Raw genomic sequence first — 17,659 nt, forward strand, 5'->3', positions numbered from 1 at the left:
GGATGCGCATCGGCAGTGACCGAAGCCAGGACGAGCCGCATATCGACCTGGTGCCATTGATTGACGTCATTCTTGTCCTCATCATCTTCTTCGTGGTGACCACGACTTTCGACGCACGCTCCACGCTGCAATTGCAGCTGCCGACTGCCAGCGACCAACACACCAGTGCGCCGCCACGTGCGTTGAGCGTACTGGTCAATGCCGATGGACATTACTTCATCAACGACCAGGAAGTGCTGCGTTCGGATGTGGATTCGCTCAAGCAGACCATCGCGCAGATCGCCGGCGATGACCGTGAGCAGACGGTGCTGATGCGCGCCGATGCGCGTACGCCATATCAGGCCGTAGTGACCGCGCAGGATGCCTTGGGGCAACTCGGCTTTCGGCGCATCGCGATTGCGACAGCGCCCGAAACCGGCACTTCCGGTACTACCGGCACGACAAGCAAGCACGGAACCCGCCAGTGAACATCTCCAACGACCGCCCGGCGCCAGTATCGTCCTGGCGCACGTACCGTCGCCTGCTGGCCTTCGCCAAGCCGTACCGTCTGTTGCTGATCGCCGCGCTGATTGCCGCGCTGGTCGAGGCGGCGGGCACCACCGGCTTTCTGGCGTTGATGAAGCCGATCACCGACGAAACCTTCATCTACAAGAACGCCGAAGTCAGTCGCTGGCTGCCGGTGCAGATCATCCTGTTGTTCGTGGTGCGCGGCATTGCCGGTTACATCACCGATATGGCGATGGGCAAATCCGCACGCAGCATCGCGCGCGATCTGCGCGTCAAGGTGATGTCCAAATATCTGCGCCTGCCGGGATCGCGGTTCGATTCCGAGCCGGTGCCGTCGATGCTGATCCGCCTGGGTTCGGATTCGGACCAGGTGGCGCAGGCGGCGGTGGATGCGGTCAAGGTGATGATCCAGCAGTCGTTGCAGGTGATCGGTGCGTTGGCACTGATGCTGTGGCATAGCTGGCAGGTCACGCTGACCATCCTGGTGCTGGCGCCGGTGCTGGCGTGGGTGATGGACAAGGTGGCGCGACGCTATCGCCGCATCAGCCACAGCATCCAGGAGAGCGGCGCGCATCTGTTGCAGGCAGCCGATCAGACCTTGTCCAGCCATCAGGAGGTCAAGATCTACGGCGCGCAACAGACCGAGATGGAGCGCTATGGGGCGCTGGCCGACCGCAATCTGCGCCTGGCGATGAAGGTCGAATCCACGCGTGGCATTTCCACTGCCACGGTGCAGATGATCGGCGCGATCGGTTTGTCGGCGCTGTTGTTCGTGGCCGGTGCGCAGGCACTGGCGGGGCGGCTGACCGCAGGCGACTTCGTGGTGCTGATGACCTCGATGCTGACAATCATTCCTGGCCTCAAGCAGCTCACCAATGTGCAGAACATGGTGCAACGCGGCCTGGCGTCGGCCGAGCGCCTGTTCTCGGTGCTCGACAGCCCCGACGAGCCCGATCAGGGCGCTATACCGCTGACGCGCGCCAAGGGCTTGATCGAATTCCGCGATGTCACCGCGCGCTATCCGGGTCAGGTGAATCCGGCGCTGGCGGGGGTGAGTTTTGTTGCGCAGCCGGGCACGGTGACGGCGATTGTCGGGCGCTCGGGTAGCGGCAAATCCAGCCTGATCAAGCTGATTCCGCGCTTCTACGAGGCCGAGGCCGGGCAGATCCTGCTCGACGGTCATCCGGTGCAGGCGTACTCGCTGGCCGATCTGCGCCGGCAGATCGCGCTGGTCGGCCAACAGGTGATGTTGTTCGACGGCAGCATCGCCGACAACGTGGCCTATGGCGAAATGCGCAGCGCAGATGCGAGCCAGTTGGAGCGCGCGATTCTGGGTGCCAATGCGATGGAGTTCGTCGCGCAGTTGCCTGACGGTTTGCAATCGCACGTGGGCACCAAGGGCGGGCGTCTGTCCGGCGGGCAGCGCCAGCGCTTGGCGATCGCGCGCGCGATGCTCAAGGATGCGCCGATCCTGATTCTGGACGAAGCCACCGCCGCGCTGGACAACGAGTCCGAGCGGCTGGTGCAGGATGCCTTGCACAAGCTGATGCCGGACCGCACCACGCTGGTGATCGCGCACCGCCTGTCCACCATCGAACATGCCGATCAGGTACTGGTGATGGATCAGGGCCGCATCGTCGAGCGTGGTACGCACAGTGAATTGCTGGCGCAGGGCGGGCTGTATTCGCACCTGCACGGCATGCAGTTCCGCGAACGGCAGGCATGAGCAAGCGCGGCGCCCGCACGCCGGGCTATTGGTACGACAATGCGCCGATTCCGCTATCGGCGCGCATGCTTGCGCCGGTCTACGGTGCCGCCATCGCGCTCCGACGCGCGCTGTATCGCCGCGGCTGGCGCAAGCGCCACGGCGTGCCGGTGCCGGTGATCGTGGTGGGTAACGTCACTGCCGGCGGCACCGGCAAGACGCCGCTGACGATCGCCTTGGTGACCAAATTGCAGGAAGCCGGTTGGACGCCGGGCGTTGCCAGTCGCGGCTATGGCCGTGACGAATCGGGCACGGCGCGTTGGGTCGAAGCGGACACGCCTGTGGCGCTCGGCGGTGACGAGCCGGTATTGATCGCCTGGAAAACCGGCGCGCGGGTGCGCGTGGATAGCGATCGTCTGGCCGCGGCACGCGCACTCGTCGAAGCCGGATGCGACATCGTCGTCTGCGACGACGGGTTGCAGCATTACCGGCTTGCGCGCGATGTGGAAATCGAAGTGGTCGATGGTCAACGCCGCTACGGTAACGGGCGCCTGCTGCCGGCCGGACCTCTACGCGAACCTGCAGCGCGTGCGCGCGATTGCGATTTCCGTGTGGTCAATCTGGGGCAGGGCAGCGCTGCAGCGACACCGCAGACACCTGAAGACGCCGGTTTTGGCGAGTGGCAGATGCGCCTGAGCATCGACAGCGTGCAACCGATGGATGGCAAGCGTGTGCAGCCGTTGAGCATGCTTGCCGGGCAACGCGTGCACGCGGTGGCCGGGATCGCGCATCCGGAACGCTTCTTTGCGATGCTGCGCGCACGTGGCATTGGCGTGGTGCCGCATGCGTTTCCCGATCATCATGTGTATCGCGCTGCGGATTTCAGTTTCGGCAGCCGCCTGCCGGTGCTGATGACCGAAAAGGACGCAGTGAAGTGCAGGCCGTTTGCCGACGAGTGGTTGTACAGCGTGCCGCTCAAGGCGGAGTTGCCGGCCGCGTTCTGGGTGAGTTTGCTGGATCGTCTGGACAAGTTGGCGAGTCGGCAGGGTGTGTGAGTGCGGTTTTTCTGGCAATGGTGATCTTGGTTCGGCTGCAGGGTCCTTGCCCGCCCACCGTCGCGGGACACGCCGCAAGTACATCCATGTAGGCTCTTACGCGGCATCCATGCCGCGTAAGGTCCCGCGACGGGGGGCGGGCAAGAGTGTCGGTGTGCATGGTTGCGAGCAGTGCATGCAGCGGCGTCCGAGTGCTGATGTAGCGCATCGCTGCTCCAACTGAATACCGTTATTTCGCTCAATTACATAGATACAGCATGCGATTCGGTTATCTCGTTTCTCCAATTTTTCCTGCATCCCAGAGCGCGCACGCATGACCACCACAACGCCTGCAGATTTCGTCGTCGCCATTCCCGCGCGCTATGCCTCCACGCGGTTGCCGGGCAAGCCGCTGCAATTGATCGGCGATCGCCCGATGATCCAGCATGTGGCCGAGCGCGCGCTGCTCGCAGGGGCGCGCGAGGTCTGGGTGGCCACCGACGATGCGCGGATTGCCGAGGCGATCGAAGGCCTGGCCGGCGTGCATGTGGCGATGACCGGCAGCGAGCACATGTCGGGAACCGACCGGCTTGCCGAATGTGCACGGATCGCCGGCTGGGAGGCCGATACCTGCGTGGTGAATCTGCAGGGTGACGAACCGTTCGCGCCTGCTGCCGGTATCCGCGCAGTCGCCGAGCTGCTGCTGCGCTCCGGCGCTGAAATGGCCACGCTTGCCGCGCAGGTGGATAGCGCGCACGAGTTGTTCGATCCGAATGTGGTCAAGCTGGTGCGCACGGCGCACGGCGATGCGCTGTACTTCAGCCGCGCGCCGATTCCCTGGCATCGCGACAGCTTCGCCAATCAGCGTGAGACCTTGCCCGATGCCGGTCAGTGGCTGCGCCATATCGGTATCTATGCGTACAGCGCCGGATTTCTGCAGCGTTTTGCGGCGATGCCGCCCGGTGTGTTGGAGCGCATCGAATCGCTGGAACAGTTGCGCGTGATGGAGGCCGGCTACCGCATCGCGGTGGCGTTGACGCCGGAGCAGTTTCCGCCCGGTATCGATACACCGGACGATCTGGCGCGTGCGCAGACGCGGGTGGCGTCGGCATGAAGGTACTGATCGTGTGTCTGGGCAACATCTGCCGCTCGCCGATGGGCGAGGGCGCCTTGCGTGCGCGGCTGGACCAAGCACGGTTGTCGCGGCGGATCGAGGTCGATTCGGCCGGCACCGGCGACTGGCATGCCGGCGAGCCACCCGACCCGCGCGCCATTCACTGCGCACGCGGTCATGGCGTGAATATTTCCGGATTGCGCGCCCGTCAGGTGCGTGCAGCGGACTTTGAACACTTCGATTGGGTGCTGTGTGCCGACAACAGCAATCTGCGCGATCTGCAGCGGCTTGCTTCGGCGCCGCTGCGCGACAAGGTCGCACTCTGGCTGCCGTGGGCGGGCGTTGCAGAGCGCGACGAGATCCCCGACCCCTACACCGGCGGCATGGACGATTTCGAGCGTGCCTGGCAGCTGGTCGACACCGCTGCAAGCCAGACCGTGGCCAGGCTCACCCGCAGCTAATCGGGCTTGGGCATAATTACCGGATGACTGCCCAGCTCACCCAGGAACTGCCGGAATTCCCTACCTGGCTCAACGCCAGGCCATCCACCTTGCAGGAGCATCGTGGACGCGCACTGGTGCTGGCGTTTGTCAATGCCAGCTCGGTGTGGTGCGCCGAGCGCCTGGCCGAGCTGGCCCATTGGCAGGCGCGCAGCCCCGGGCGGCTGCAGGTGATCGTGGTGCAGGTGCCGCGTTTCGATAGCGAGCGCTTGCCGCAACGCTCGCTCAAGCAACTGCGCGGGCATGGTGTGAGTGCGCCGATCCTGCTCGACAAGGACTGGGAAACCTGGCGCCGCTTCGGTATCGAAACCTGGCCCACGCTGGTGCTGCTCGATGCCTACGGCCGCGAGCGCCAGCGCCTGGTGGGCGTGACCGGCGATCTGGACAAGGCATTGGTGGCGCTGTGCGAAGGCCAGCAACCACCGTCGGACATCGACCTGCATGGCGTGGCCGAACGCGAAGCCGAACCGCGCCTGGAACTGCAATTTCCGACCGGCCTGGCCGCCACCGAAGACCGCCTGTATATCGCCGACACCGGCCATCACCGCGTGCTCGAATGCACGCATGGCGGGCGCGTGCTGCGCCAGTTCGGCCATGGCAATGCCGATCTGATCGACGGTGGCGTCGGTGAAGCGGCGTTTCGACGTCCGCAAGGCCTGGCGCTGGAGCGCGACCAGCTCTATGTCGCCGACACCGGCAATCACGCCCTGCGCCGCATCAATCTGCGCAGCGGGCAGGTCGATACCTTGTGCGGCACCGGTCGCTCCGGCGAGCCGGTCGAAGGCCCGCTGGCGTCCTCCAGCGCATCTGCGCTGAATTATCCGCAAGGTCTGGCCATCGCCGACAACCAGGTGTTGATCGCCATGGCTGGCGACAACCGCATCTGGAGCTATCACCTGGGTAGCGCCGCGTTGACCGCGCGTGCAGGCACTGGCTCGCTCGAAATCCGCGATGGCAGCGGCCATCTGGCCGCGTTCGCGCAACCGGCCGGATTGGCCGCGGTGCAGCAGGTGGCCTACGTCTGTGACGGGTTGGGTTCGTCGATCCGCACCATGCAATTGCGCGGTGATCTGGTGCAGACCCTGGTCGGCGGGCAGGGCACCTGGCTGTTCGGCGACCAGGACGGCCCACGCGGCACCGCGCGCCTGCAGTTTCCGCAAGCGATTGCCTTGGCCGCCGATTCGCCGCTGCTGTGGATCGCCGATACCGGTAACGGCCGTCTGCGTTGCCTGCGTCTGGGCGGTGGCGAACTGACCACAGTCGAGCTGCCGCGCCGCCTGCATGGCCCGGCCGGGCTGGCGGTTGCCGCAGGTGCGGTCTGGATTGCCGAGACCGATGCCCATGCCGTCTTGCGTTACGACCTTGCAAGCGGCGAACTGAGCGATGTTTCGATAGCAGAATGAGCGCAAGGCCCCAAGCTGATTTCGATGGAAAGGCGTTTGCTGCCCAACTTAGCACCGCGCCCGGCGTCTACCGCATGTATGCGGGCGACGACACGTTGCTGTACGTGGGCAAGGCCGGTGCGTTGCGCAAGCGCGTGGGCAGCTATTTCAACGGCACGCCGAAGAACGCGCGGCTGACCTCGATGCTGTCCCAGGTGGCGCGCATGGACGTCACCGTGACCCGCAGCGAAGCCGAAGCGCTGCTGCTGGAAAACCAGCTGATCAAGTCGCTGTCGCCGCGCTACAACGTCTCGCTGCGCGACGACAAGAGTTACCCGTATGTGTTGCTGACGCGCGAAGACTGGCCGCGCATCGCGCTGCACCGCGGCCCGCGTGCGGTGCAGGGGCGCTATTTCGGCCCGTACACCGGCGTGACCGGCGTGCGCGAAACCTTGAGCCTGATGCACAAGCTGTTCAAGCTGCGCAGCTGCGAAGACAGCGTGTTCCGCAATCGCTCGCGGCCGTGTCTGCAATATCAGATCGGCCGCTGCAGCGCGCCGTGTGTGGATCTGGTTGCCGCGCCGGACTACGCAGAATCGGTACGCCGCGCCACGATGTTTCTCGAAGGCAAGAGCGACCAGCTTGGCGAAGAGATCATGCAGTCGATGCAGCAGGCCAGCGAAGCGCTGGAGTTCGAGCGCGCCGCGCGTCTGCGCGATCTGCTGTCCTCGCTGCGCAGCATGCAGAACCGCCAGTACGTGGACGGCCGCGCGGCCGACCTGGACGTGCTGGCCTGCGCCACGCAGGCCAGCCAGGCCTGTGTGCTGCTGTTGAGTTTTCGCGACGGCCGCAATCTGGGAACGCGTTCGTTCTTCCCCAAGACCAATGGCGAAGACAGCGCCGACGAAATCCTGGGTGCGTTCGTGTCGCAGTACTACGCCGAACATTCGCCGCCGCGCGAGATCCTGCTCGATCGCGAAATCCCCGATGCCGAGTTGATCGAAGCCGCGCTCAGCAGCGCCGCCGAGTACAAGGTGACGTTGAAGTGGAACGTACGCGGCGAGCGTGCTGGCTATCTGCTGCTGGCCACGCGCAACGCACAGCTGACCCTGGTCACCGAACTCACCAGCCAGAGCGCGCAACACGCACGCAGCGAAGCACTCCGCGACATGCTGGGGCTGGCCGAGCAGGTCAAGCGGGTGGAGTGCTTCGATATCAGCCATACCATGGGCGAGGCGACGGTGGCCTCGTGCGTGGTGTTCGATGCCAGCGGCCCGGTGCGCGGTCAATACCGGCGCTTCAATATTTCCGGGATCACGCCGGGCGACGACTACGCCGCGATGCGCCAGGCCATCGAGCGGCGCTTTCGACGCGCGGTGGAAGAGAACGGTGTGCTGCCGGATGTGTTGCTGATCGACGGCGGCGCCGGCCAGCTGGCGCAGGCAAAGGGCGCGCTGGCCGATCTGGGCATCGAGAATGTGCTGCTGGTCGGCGTGGCCAAGGGCGAGGAGCGCAGGGCAGGGCACGAAGCGCTGGTCATGGCCGACGGCCGCGAGCTGCGCCCGGGTGCGGCATCGCCGGCGCTGCAGTTCATCCAGCAGGTGCGTGACGAAGCGCATCGCTTTGCGATTACCGGTCACCGCGGTCGCCGCCAGAAGGCGCGCATGACCAGCAAGCTCGAGGATATCCCCGGCATCGGCCCGCGCCGTCGCGCGAGCCTGCTCAAGCATTTCGGCGGTCTGGTCGGGCTCAAAGCCGCCGGCGAGGCCGAGATTGCACGCGTGGAAGGGGTCAATGCCGCACTCGCCGCGCGAATCTACGCTAACCTGCATGGGCTGGCGCTCCCCGATGCGGCAGGCGAGTCGAGTCCGTAATGAAGTTGACCATCCCCACGTGGCTGACACTGCTGAGGATCTTGATGATCCCGGTGTTGGTCGTGGTGTTCTACCTGCCGTACACGTGGACCAATTTCGCGTCTGCCGGCGTGTTCGGGCTGGCTGCCATCACCGACTGGCTGGATGGCTGGGTCGCACGGCGGTATCACCAGTATTCCGCCTTCGGCGCGTTTCTGGATCCGGTGGCCGACAAGCTGATGGTCGCGGTGGCGTTGTTCCTGATCGTACAGGGCCACCCGACACCGTGGATGGCATTCTGGGCGGCGGTGATTGTGGGCCGCGAAATCGCAGTCTCTGCGCTGCGCGAGTGGATGGCCGAGATCGGCCAGCGCGCCAAGGTGCGCGTGGCGGCGATTGGCAAGATCAAAACTACCGCGCAGATGGTTGCGCTGTTGTGCCTGCTGTATTCGGTCACGCCGGGGCAGATGCCCACGCACGAAATCTGGTTCGGCAACCTGATCTTCCGCGCCGGTTACTGGACGCTGGCGATCGCCGCGCTGCTGACATTGTGGTCCGGTTTTCAGTACCTGCAGGCCGCATGGCCAAGCCTGCGCGCCGACGAAAAAGCCGCAATCACCAGCAAGCCAAAAAAAGTCGAAGGCAATGGTTGACAGCCCTGCTGTTCGCTGTAGAATCTCGCCTCCCAAGCGGGAATAGCTCAGTTGGTAGAGCGCAACCTTGCCAAGGTTGAGGTCGCGAGTTCGAGTCTCGTTTCCCGCTCCAGGTTTTGATGTTTGGACTTCTGCTGGGGTCCATTGCGGTTCGATCACACAGTGGGTTTTGCCTGTGGAGCATCTGGCCAAGTCTGCTGAAATCCATTCCGAGCCACGTATTTCTATAAAATGGATGTACGTGCCCAGAGCCTGAAGCTTAGCCGCCAGAGCACGCTGTTACAGATCGCAGCATCGACACACTGCATGCCTTGCGACTCATTGCAGTACGCCAGGGCCGTTACCCGATACTTCTCAGTAAAGTTGCGGGGATTATGGTTCTCAGTGGCGCCCACGCTCGCAACGGTAAACCCGTTCGGACAGTGCCTGCGGATAACGCTCTCGCAGGGAGGAGCGGTCGTGTCATTGAAGGTGTTGCCAGGCTCATTGCAGCTAGCGAGATAACTGCCGTCATCGTAGCTTTTGAACCGTTTCAGTGGTTTTCAGCGGCCTTGTTGTCACACACAGGTCGCACGCGTTGCCTAGCATTTCGGCAACCGAGCGCGACTGGCGTCGGTTTGTGCTGGTGCGTGCCGATGCTTGTTTGGCAGGGCATGCATCGGTGCATTTGCCCATCGCGGTACCTGCCTGTGGGACCACCGACCCATGAACGAAGCCGACCTGAGCGAGTTGCTTTCGACCTTGTCCAGTCTGCCGGACGAACTGCAGCGTGTGCGTGCGGTATCGCCTGCGCTGGCGCCGCAGTTGGATGGCGTGGACGCATTGCTTGAGCGCAGCCTGGTGCAGACACGGGCTGCGTTGGTGCAGGAAGGGACGTCGCCGGCGTTGGCCTACGATCTGATGTCAGATCTGCACAAGAGCAGTCGCCTTGCGGATAATCCGTTCGGGGATCGCGCGCATTTCATCATCGGCAATCGCCGCTCCGGCACCACGTTGCTGGCGTATCTGGTCAATGCCAGCGAGACGATCTGCAGCCTGCCGGAAAACATGTTGTGCGGGGAGCTGGCCAAGTGCGACAGCTTGCTGCGGCTTGGCAGTATGGTGTTGCCGCATCTTGGCCTGCCGCAGAGCGGGTTGTACCCGCGCTTGGGGCGCATGATCGATGAGTTGCATTGCGAGTACGCGCAACGCTTCGGGCGGCAGCGCTGGATCGCCAAGGAATTGTTTTCGTCCAGCCGGCTCGATGTGATCGATGCGATGTTCGATTTTCGCGGCAAGTTTCTATTTCTGCATCGTCATGGGTTGGATGTGGCGCTGTCTTGCTTTCAGCGCTTCGTACGTCGTGATGGCTTGCCGGGCAATCCGCGTTCCGGCTTGTATCTGATGCAGTATCTCGACGAGTGGGTCGCCACCAACGAAGCGGCGCTGGATTTTGCCGAACGTGCGGGCAATCGCTGCTTGCAACTGGGTTATGACGAACTTTCGCGTACGCCAGAAGTGGTCGGGGCGCGCTTGTTCGAGTTTCTTGGCGAGCCATGGTCTGAGCAGGTGCTGCCGCGCATGGCGCAACAACGCATCCGGCCGTTTCTGGGCGACAACCTGACCGCGCAGCGCGGGCTTGCGATCGATGCTGGCGCGCGTGTACCGAGTTGGCATGCGTGGCCGCCGGAGCTGTTGCGTAGCCTGGGGCGGCGGGCGAATCCGATGCTGGAACGCTTGGGTTACGTGCCGCTATAGATGCTGTCGAGTTGTCTGCCCGGCGATTTGTGCCAGTCGCGTAAGGCGGGCTTGGATGACCTGGTCTCACGCATCCATGGCAATGCCGTCTGGCGCATTGAACGCGATGCCTGACTGACGTAGCCGCGCCATGCTGTAAGCGCTGACGTAGCCGCCATCGCGCATGGCGTAGTCGCGCAGTTCGCCTTCCACCTCGAAGCCATGACGCTGGTACAGCGCCACTGCTGCGGTGTTGTCTGCATAGACGGTGAGTTCGAGCCGGTGCAGTTGCATCCAGCGGTCGGCGACGTCGAGCAACGCGCTCAATAGGCGCGTGCCGACACCACGGCCATGCCAGTCTGGCCGGACTGCCAGCGCGATGCCGCCGACGTGTGCACGACGTATCCGTGGCTGGCTGCCCAGACTGCCGACACCGACGACTTGCGCGCCGTGCAACGCAACCAGTGCCAATTGCCGCTCGTCTTCGAGCAGCAATTGCCGGCGCCATTGCTCGACCCCGCGATACGGCAGCTCCAGCAGCTGTCGCGCCACCTCGGGGGCGTTGTAGAGCGCACACACGCCGTCGGCATGCTGCTCGCATGCACGTTCGATCTGGATGTCGTGCTGCATTGATGCGGGCTCGTTGGCACTGAGGAAGGCAGATGCTCGCGCAGACAGATGATGCTGCGATGACCAGGGCGCGAGATGCGATACACGCTGAACTGTCACAGGCCGCCGCTAGCCTGTGCGGATGAGTGCGATTGCATGTGTCGACGATGTGCAGGCCTTGGCGCAGCGCCGTTTGCCGCGCATGTTCTACGACTACGTTGCCGCCGGCAGCTGGAGCCAGACCACGCGGCAGGCCAATCGCTGCGATCTGGATGCGTTGCGGCTGCGCCAGCGCGTTGCCATCGATGTGGCGCGGCGCAGTACCGCCAGCACGCTGCTGGGCGTGCCGGTGGCGATGCCATTGGCATTGGCGCCGACCGGCTTGGCCGGCCTGTTGTATCCGGATGGCGAGGTGCTAGCCGCACGCGCGGCCGAGGCATTCGGGGTGCCGTTTGTGCTGTCGACGATGAGCATCTGTTCGCTGCAACAGGTCTGCGCCAGCGTGCAGACGCCATGCTGGTTTCAGCTCTATCTGATGCGCGACCGCGGATTCTCTGCCGCGTTGATCGCGCGCGCACAAGCGGCCGGCTGCGGCGCGTTGATGCTGACGCTGGATGTGCCGTTCATGGGGCAGCGGCATGCCGATCTGCGCAATGGGTTGAGCGTGCCGCCGCGTGTGAGCCTGGCGACGCTGCGCGATTTCGCGACGCATCCGCGTTGGTGTCTGCGCATGCTCGGCAGCCGTCAGCACGGCTTCGGCAATCTTGCCGGGCATGTGGGTGGCAAGGGTGATCTGGCATCGCTGGCAGCATGGACCGCCAGTCAGTTCGATGCGGCGCTGACCTGGGACGATGTGGCCTGGGTGCGGGCGCGCTGGCGTGGCCCGCTGATCGTCAAGGGCATCCTTGATGAGGATGATGCGCGGCAGGCAGTCGCTGCAGGCGCGGACGCGCTGGTGGTGAGCAATCACGGCGGGCGCCAACTCGATGGGGCGGCGTCCAGCATCCGCATGCTGCCGGCGATCGTGGCTGCGGTCGGTGGCGATGTGGAAATCCATCTGGATAGCGGCATCCGCTGCGGCCAGGACGTGCTGAAGGCGCTGGCGCTTGGCGCGCGCGGCGCTTACATCGGGCGTGCCTGGCTGTATGGATTGGCCGCGTTGGGCCAGGCCGGTGTGACCGAGGTGCTGCGGCTGATCCAGCGCGAGCTGGAGCTGAGCATGGGGCTGTGCGGCAGGCCGCAGATTGCGGATATCGACGCCAGCGTGCTGCTTCCTCAGAGCGGCTAACAAGCGTAGCGAGCAACTGTCAGGTGGGGCGTGGATGGCGCGGAGGAAGCGGAGTGTACGAGTGGTACATGTCGATTCCGAGCACCGGCCGCGTCCACCTGGCAGTCAGCTCAGTAGTTTTGTTAGCCGCTCTTAGCCCTGAGTTGCCGCTGTGTCATGTGCAGCGTTCGCTGATTGCCGCTGTAGTCACCACTCCCGCATCCAGACGCGTGCGAACGAACGCGGCGAACTGCGCAATGCCGTGCGCGATGTCCTGGCTTGCGACGTTGCTGTAGGCCAACCGCACTTGCATGCTGCAACCGCCATCGATAGCGAAGAACGACAGCGGCATGACCAGCACGCCATACTGCCGCGCGCAGATTTCCGCGTCCTCGGCAGTGAAGGCGAACGGCAACGTCACCACCAAAAAGAAACCGCCGGCCGGCGTATTCCAGCGCACGTGTGGTGCGAACTGGCCGAGTGCGTGCTGCAGGCAATCGAGCATGCGATCGCGGTTGTGCCGATACAGCGCACGCGGCGCGGCAATCAGGCGTTGCAGGCTGCCGCCATGTTCGAGCAGCACGCCGCCGACGATGGCCTGGCCGATCTGGCTGGTGTTCAAGCTGCAGAAACTCTTGCGACGCAATAACCGCTCTTTCAATGCAGTCGCGGCGTCGGCATCGCCGAACAACTGTGCAGGCAGCACTGAAAAGCCCACTCGCAGCGCCGGGCACAAGGTCTTGGAATAAGTGCCCAGATAGATCACGCAGCCGTGCCGATCCAGTGCCGCCATCGGCGCGACCCGCTCGGCTTCGAATCCGAACATGCCGTACGGGTTGTCTTCCAGGATCACGATGCCGTATTCGGCACACACCTCCAGGATGGCCTCGCGTGCCTCACGCGATAGCAGCGTGCCGGTGGGGTTGTCGAAATCCGGCACCAGATAGAGCACGCGTGCGCGCTTGCCGGCCGCCTGCAGTTGCAGCAGCGTGTGCTGCAAGGCGCTGGCATCAGCGTGCGCGTGGCCGTATTCGTGTTGATTGAAAGCGACGATCTCGATACCGTGCGTGTCGGCCACGCCGGTGATGCCGATGTAGCTGGGATTGCGCGCCAGAATCACATCGCCCTTGGTTTGGCACAGTTCGGTCACGCACAACAACAAGGCCTCCTGGCAACCGGCGGTGACGATGATGCGCTCGGGCGTGGCGAGGACCTGTTCGTCATGCCGCAGCTGTGCGGCGATCAGTTCGTCGAGGATGCCCTGGGTGCGTCCGTACTGGGCGATCAACTCCAGTGCGCGTTGCGGTGCAAGGCCGTGGCGCTGCGCAAAATAGCTGGCAAAGCGTGGCAGCGTGTGCAGCCAGGCCTGCAGGTCGAAGCCGCTATCGCTGGGGCGGCCGGAGGCGAACGAGATCGCCTGCGGATAGCGCGCGGAGACCTCGTTGAGGAAGTTCATCACCTCCAGGCGATCGCCTGCGGTTGCGGTGCTAGGCGGCGGTGGCAGCTGCATCGCAGGCGCGGCGCTCAATACGCACCGCTGCGTTCGAGTTGGGCGAACAGTTCGTTGACCGAGGCGTCCTGGAATCCGCTTTCGCCATGGCGTTCGATTAGTTCGAAGCACAGGCCGGTCACGCTGTCGCGGCTGGAAAAGGCCTGTTTCAAGCCACTTCCTTCGATCACGCTGGTGTCGAAACCGAGCCCGCGCTCGCGCAGCTGGCCGGTGGTGGCGTGTACGTCGTCCACGCGCAAGGCGATATGGGCCACGCCAACGCCGTGATGCTCGATCAGCCGCGACACCTGCGATTCCGGCTCGGTGCCCTGGCACAGCACGAAGGTGATCTCGCCCTGGCGCATCTCCGCCGAGACCATGCCGGTGTGCTTGCCGGCGATCTGCCGGCGTCCCATCAGCTCGAAACCCAGGCGGTGCTGAAAGAAGTCGACCGCTGCTTCCAGGTCCTGCACGGCGAGCGCGATGTGGTCGATGCTGTGATAGCGCGGGGTCGGATCGGTGTGTTGCAGTGGCGAGGCAGTCATGGGGAACTCCGGACGTCTTGCGATGGGGCAGGGGGAAGGTCGGCTGGGCTGCCGACGTGGGTCGCGTTTGCGTCGGTATCGGTCTGCAACAGCGCGGCCAGACCGGCCGGGGTGGGAGCCTGGTAGAGCTGGCGCAGGGTGAGCGCCAGCCCCAGTCGTGATGCTTGCTGAAGGAATGCAATGGCGCGCATTGAATCGCCGCCGATGGCGAAGAACGCGTCGTCGCGACCGATCTGCGGCAGCGCCAGCAGCTCGGTCCAGAGCGTGGCGATCCGGGTCTCGGTCGCGCCGCGCGGTGCGCTGAAGGCGGCGATGGCGCGGTCGGCTGCTTGCGGCGCGGGTAAGGCACGCAGGTTGTGCTTGCCATTGACGCTCAATGGCAGTGCATCCAACTGCACATAAGCCGCTGGCACCATGTGGGCGGGCAGGCGGGCCGCCAGCATGGCGCGCAGTGCTGCCGGAGACAGCGACTGCCGATCTGCCTCGGGGTGTGCGACCAGATACGCCACCAACACTGGCTCGGCTTGATCGGTGTTGTGCAGCGTGACCAAGACCTCGGCCAGCTCGGTGCAGGCTTCGCGCAATGCGGCCTCGATTTCGCCGGGTTCGACCCGGTATCCGCGGAGCTTGAGTTGCCGGTCGCGCCGGCCGAGGAATTCCAGCGTTCCGTCGCTGCGCCAACGTGCCAGGTCGCCGCTGCGGTACATGCGTTCGCCGGCATTGAACGGATCGGCCACAAACGCAGCCGTGTTCAATGCCGCGTGCCCGAGATAGCCGCGTGCGATGGTGCGGCCGGCGATGCAGATCTCGCCGGGTGTGCCATCCGGCACCAGACGACCAGCGGCATCGAGCAGATAGATGCGGGTATTGGCGATGGGCAGGCCGATCGCTGGCGTCGTGTGTTCGTTTTCGCCGCACACGTGCAGCGTGCTCCACACGGTGGCTTCGCTGGGGCCATAGGCATTGAACAGGTGGCGGCCCGGTGCCCACTGTTGTGCCAGTGCGGCGGGCAGGACGTCGCCAGCGGCAATCAGGGTCTGCAAGTGTGGCAGCGGTGTGTGTGGCAGCGACTGCAGCACGGCCGGCGGCAGCACTGCGTGGGTGATCTGCGATTGCGCGAGCCATTGATGCAGCGACTCGCCGCTGCGCGCCTGTGTGGCCGGTGGCACATGCAGGCTGGCGCCGCTGGCAAGTGCCAGCAACCACTCGAACACGTGCGCATCCACGCCGTGAGGTGCCAGCTGGGCCACGTGGTCGCCGGGCCCTGCGCTGAAGGCTGCCAGCTGCGCGGCAACCAAGTTGGCAGTGCTGTGATGTTCGACCAGCACTGCTTTCGGCGCACCGCTGGAGCCGGAGGTATAGACGACGTAGGCCAGATGGTGCGGACTCAGGTCAGGTAGCGCTGGCGCTGTGGTTGCCAGGTTCTTCCAGGCTGGCGCGGGATCGTCTAGAGCGCAGACCTTCAGGTCATGCCCCGCGCCCAATTGCTGCACGCCCGCGCTATCAGCCAGGACCAGCAGCGGTGCACTGTCGGCGAGCAGTTGCATCAGTCGCGCCGTGGGCAGGCATGGGTCGAGCGCCAGGTAGGCGCCGCCGGCCTTGAGTGTGGCCAGAATCGCCGTCATCGCCTGCAGGCCAGGTGTGGCGATGACCGCAACCAATCGCTCCGGCGCCACACCCGCGGTTTGCAGATAGTGCGCGAGGCGGTTGGCCTGCAGATCGAGTTCGGCATAGCTCAGCCGCTGTTCGCCGCATTCCACTGCAAGGGTCTCGGGAATGCGTTGCGCCTGGATTTCGAACCACCGCTGCAGAGCATGTTCGCCGATTGGCCGTGCGGTGCTGCCGCGGTTGCGAAGCCGCGCGGCTTCTTCTGCAGGCAATAAGTCGATGTCATGCAATGGGGTATCGGGAGCCTGTTCTAGTGCCTGTACCAGCTGCAGCAACGCGCTCTGCATGAAGCGGCACACGCGGGCTGCGCCGATCTCGGGCAATGCCTGCGCGGTGAGGCCCAATGCAGTGCCGAAATCTTCCACCGAGATCACCAACGGCAATGGACTGCGTTCGCGCGCATGCAGCAGTTGCGCGCCACCGAGCGTGTGCTGTGCACGTGCCGGTGACTGGTGGCGGTAGTTGATCAAACTGTTGAACAACGGTGCGGGTGCAGGCACACCGCTGCAGCGTTGCACCATGCTGAGAGACGCATGTTCGTGCAGCAGCAGTTCGGCCAGCTGTGCGTGCAGTTGCTGCAGCGCTGTGCGTGCACCGTCGCTGTTGCTGCGCACGCGCACTGGCAGCACGTTGATGCATGGGCCCATCAACTGCGCGTCGGCCTGACCCATGCGCCCCAGCAACACGGTGCCGAACACGGCATCGTCGGCACCGGCGGCGCGCGCCACCACCAGGCCCCAGGCCAGATGGCACAGGCTGGCCAGGCTCGCCCCGGCGGCCTTGGCCTGGGTGCGCAGGCGTTCGCTCAGCGCCGGATCCAGCGGCAGGTGATGTTCTTGAACCGGCGCGCCATCCGGATGCAGGCCAACCAGGCCGAACGGCGCGGTGGCGGTGTCCACATCGCCGAGCAGGCGACGGAAGAAGTGTTGTTGCTGCGCGGCCGCTTCGGGTTGGCGTGTATGCGCCACCAACGCGCGAAACGGCGAGGGCGGCGGCAGCTGCGCCGCGTGTTCGTCCAGATGCTGCTGGATCTCGTCCATCAGCAGATCCAGCGTGGCGTGGTCGCCGACCATGTGGTGCCAGCGCAGTGCAAGTAACCAGCGTTGCGCGTGGGCGTCGTTTACCAAGGTGGCGTGCATCAGCGGTGCCTGACGCAGGTCCAGGCGATGGCGCAGCGGGGTGGTGTGGTCGTCCAGCTGTGCGCTGGTCTGATCGTTGGGTTCCAGAGTGGCAGGGTCGAGAACTTCCACCTGCAGTTGCGCCTGTCGCAACACTATTTGCACCGGTTCGCTCAGGCCTTCCCACAGCACCGCGCTGCGCAGGATGTCATTGCGGTCGATCACTGCCTGCAGTGCCGCAAGAAAACGCTGCGCTGCTAGGCGATCGGCGAAGGCCCATTGCGCGCTGAGGATGTAGGGATCGCCTGTGCTGGCGAGCAGATGATGGAACAGCAGGCCGTGCTGGAATGGCGAAAGTGCGTAGATGTCCTGGACGTTGGTGAGGCCGCCGGGGACTTGCTCCAGCACGCGGTCGATGTCTTGTTGGGTGAGGTCGGCTAGCGGCAGGTGTTGCGGGGTGAGTTGGGTTAGGTCGGGTGTGATGCGGTTGGGTGGGATG

At 64.7% G+C, this 17,659-nt stretch carries 14 protein-coding genes, 1 tRNA gene and 1 other RNA gene; 11 read left to right on the forward strand and 5 right to left on the reverse strand.

Annotated features, from left to right (window positions below):
- Positions 1-2 precede the first annotated feature (2 nt).
- The 10 genes from FFY45_RS07680 (at position 3) to FFY45_RS07725 (ending at position 10,485) form a co-directional block, all read left to right on the forward strand.
- Positions 3-467, forward strand: a complete 465-nt coding sequence (locus tag FFY45_RS07680) for an ExbD/TolR family protein (protein WP_168957656.1) — start codon at positions 3-5, stop codon at positions 465-467.
- Positions 464-2,233 carry a lipid A export permease/ATP-binding protein MsbA gene (gene msbA / locus FFY45_RS07685; protein WP_176339966.1) on the forward strand — a complete coding sequence of 590 codons (1,770 nt, stop codon included), beginning with the start codon at positions 464-466 and terminating at the stop codon, positions 2,231-2,233. Before FFY45_RS07680 ends, msbA begins: the two co-directional genes overlap by 4 nt.
- Complete coding sequence (lpxK, locus tag FFY45_RS07690) at positions 2,230-3,267, forward strand: tetraacyldisaccharide 4'-kinase (RefSeq protein WP_176339967.1); 1,038 nt, start codon at positions 2,230-2,232, stop codon at positions 3,265-3,267. The genes msbA and lpxK overlap by 4 nt, the downstream gene beginning before the upstream one ends.
- A 313-nt stretch (positions 3,268-3,580) precedes the next feature.
- Positions 3,581-4,360, forward strand: a complete 780-nt coding sequence (gene kdsB, locus FFY45_RS07695; protein ID WP_176339968.1) for a 3-deoxy-manno-octulosonate cytidylyltransferase — start codon at positions 3,581-3,583, stop codon at positions 4,358-4,360.
- Positions 4,357-4,821 carry a low molecular weight protein-tyrosine-phosphatase gene (locus FFY45_RS07700; RefSeq protein ID WP_176339969.1) on the forward strand — a complete coding sequence of 155 codons (465 nt, stop codon included), beginning with the start codon at positions 4,357-4,359 and terminating at the stop codon, positions 4,819-4,821. Before kdsB ends, FFY45_RS07700 begins: the two co-directional genes overlap by 4 nt.
- A gap of 23 nt (positions 4,822-4,844) precedes the next feature.
- Positions 4,845-6,263, forward strand: a complete 1,419-nt coding sequence (locus FFY45_RS07705) for a hypothetical protein (RefSeq protein WP_176339970.1) — start codon at positions 4,845-4,847, stop codon at positions 6,261-6,263.
- Positions 6,260-8,116, forward strand: coding sequence for an excinuclease ABC subunit UvrC (uvrC, locus tag FFY45_RS07710; protein WP_176339971.1), 1,857 nt, complete (start codon positions 6,260-6,262; stop codon positions 8,114-8,116). The genes FFY45_RS07705 and uvrC overlap by 4 nt, the downstream gene beginning before the upstream one ends.
- On the forward strand, positions 8,116-8,748 hold the full coding sequence (pgsA, locus tag FFY45_RS07715) for a CDP-diacylglycerol--glycerol-3-phosphate 3-phosphatidyltransferase (protein ID WP_176339972.1): 633 nt from the start codon (positions 8,116-8,118) through the stop codon (positions 8,746-8,748). Before uvrC ends, pgsA begins: the two co-directional genes overlap by 1 nt.
- 36 nt (positions 8,749-8,784) lie before the next feature.
- A tRNA-Gly gene (locus tag FFY45_RS07720) sits at positions 8,785-8,860 on the forward strand.
- 593 nt (positions 8,861-9,453) lie between these two features.
- Entirely contained in the window at positions 9,454-10,485 is a 1,032-nt protein-coding gene (locus FFY45_RS07725; protein WP_176339973.1) for a sulfotransferase family protein, read from the forward strand.
- 66 nt (positions 10,486-10,551) lie between these two features.
- Here FFY45_RS07725 and FFY45_RS07730 read toward each other — a convergent pair whose 3' ends face one another.
- Positions 10,552-11,094, reverse strand: coding sequence for a GNAT family N-acetyltransferase (locus FFY45_RS07730; RefSeq protein WP_176339974.1), 543 nt, complete (start codon positions 11,092-11,094; stop codon positions 10,552-10,554).
- A 121-nt stretch (positions 11,095-11,215) separates the two neighbouring features.
- Between FFY45_RS07730 and FFY45_RS07735 the strand changes: the two genes are divergently transcribed.
- Positions 11,216-12,361, forward strand: coding sequence for an alpha-hydroxy acid oxidase (locus FFY45_RS07735; RefSeq protein ID WP_176339975.1), 1,146 nt, complete (start codon positions 11,216-11,218; stop codon positions 12,359-12,361).
- Here the strand turns inward: FFY45_RS07735 and FFY45_RS07740 are convergent.
- The 4 genes from FFY45_RS07740 to FFY45_RS07755 all read right to left on the reverse strand — a co-directional run.
- Positions 12,356-12,431: non-coding RNA, sX9 sRNA (locus FFY45_RS07740), on the reverse strand. The genes FFY45_RS07735 and FFY45_RS07740 overlap by 6 nt on opposite strands.
- Positions 12,432-12,515: 84 nt before the next feature.
- On the reverse strand, positions 12,516-13,868 hold the full coding sequence (locus FFY45_RS07745) for an aminotransferase-like domain-containing protein (protein WP_255171884.1): 1,353 nt from the start codon (positions 13,866-13,868) through the stop codon (positions 12,516-12,518).
- Positions 13,865-14,374, reverse strand: coding sequence for a VOC family protein (locus FFY45_RS07750; protein ID WP_176339976.1), 510 nt, complete (start codon positions 14,372-14,374; stop codon positions 13,865-13,867). Before FFY45_RS07750 ends, FFY45_RS07745 begins: the two co-directional genes overlap by 4 nt.
- Positions 14,371-17,659, reverse strand: a 3,289-nt coding sequence (locus FFY45_RS07755) for a non-ribosomal peptide synthetase (RefSeq protein ID WP_176339977.1), incomplete at its 5' end; no start/stop codon positions are given. The genes FFY45_RS07750 and FFY45_RS07755, both read right to left, overlap by 4 nt.

Origin of the sequence: Xanthomonas hortorum (assembly GCF_011305375.1) — a bacterium.
GTDB classification, from domain to species: Bacteria; Pseudomonadota; Gammaproteobacteria; order Xanthomonadales; family Xanthomonadaceae; genus Xanthomonas; species Xanthomonas hortorum_E.